The sequence below is a fragment of the Mammaliicoccus sp. N-M50 genome, from assembly GCF_022386995.1.
Taxonomy (GTDB): Bacteria; Bacillota; Bacilli; order Staphylococcales; family Staphylococcaceae; genus Mammaliicoccus; species Mammaliicoccus sciuri_A.
This window is the reverse complement of sequence record NZ_JAJNJA010000025.1, coordinates 1-1,030: the sequence shown is the minus strand read 5'-3', so window position 1 is coordinate 1,030 and position 1,030 is coordinate 1. Positions and strand designations below refer to the sequence as shown.

The window sequence follows — 1,030 nt, the reverse complement described above, 5'->3', positions numbered from 1 at the left end:
CATCATCCACCGTAATTGTTGGTTGATCTTTATCCGCTGGATAATCTGGGATTGTCACTGCACCTGTTACATCGTCTGTTGTCGTTGGTGTACCATGATCTTTCATTACACCTTCTGTTGTTGGTTCATATACATCGTTGTCTGCTTCTTCACCGACTGTTACTGGTACTTTAATGTGATCTTCTGTACCATCTGGGTATTTCACTGTTACATCTACTTCTGTTGTACCTGGTGTTTTACCATCTGGTAGTTGTGTCTCATCATCCACCGTAATTGTTGGTTGATCTTTATCCGCTGGATAATCTGGGATTGTCACTGCACCTGTTACATCGTCTGTTGTCGTTGGTGTACCATGATCTTTTGTTACGCCGTCTGTTGTTGGTTCATATTGTCTGTTATCCAGAACTTTTACAATAAATGAATCAGCTGATACATCATTGTCTCCTACGACTAAATATGCAGTGTAAATATCTCCATCTACCGCACTATCTGGAACAATAAATGTACCTTGTTGTTCACCATCTTCTAACGTATTAATGTCGCCAGTTTTTTGAACTACATTACCGTTCTTATCTCTCCACTCAACGCGCGTTGGTAGTGGTGAAATATTTGAACCTATTAAGTCGATATGAACTTCGTCACCTGGAACTGCAGGTTTATCGGTATTATTATATTCCAACACATCTAAGTTAATATCATTAGATGGAACTAATGCAAAATTAACGTTATACCACATTGGATTAGCAACTAAGTTTTGAGCCGGTGCTGTTTGTGGTGTCCATGATAAGTTACTGTTTGGTGCTCTAAATTGAGGACTTGTATAAGATGAATATGCATTCACTACATTACCATCTGGATCCATCACATAACCATACATATAGCTTGTATTTAACGTACCATCTGGGAATCTCAAAGTATATCGACCGTTATCATCTGTTTCACCATAAACAGTTGCTGAAATATAGTCAGGATTTGCTTCTAATAATGCTTTAGCTGCTGCTGCTCTTTCTTTTTCTGGTAAACTATTAAC

Annotated in this window: 1 protein-coding gene; it reads right to left on the bottom strand. The window is 38.3% G+C overall.

What is annotated here, in order from left to right:
• Positions 1-1,030 (bottom strand): Rib/alpha-like domain-containing protein (locus tag LQ622_RS14860; RefSeq protein ID WP_275590399.1); only part of this gene is annotated, 1,030 nt, incomplete at both ends.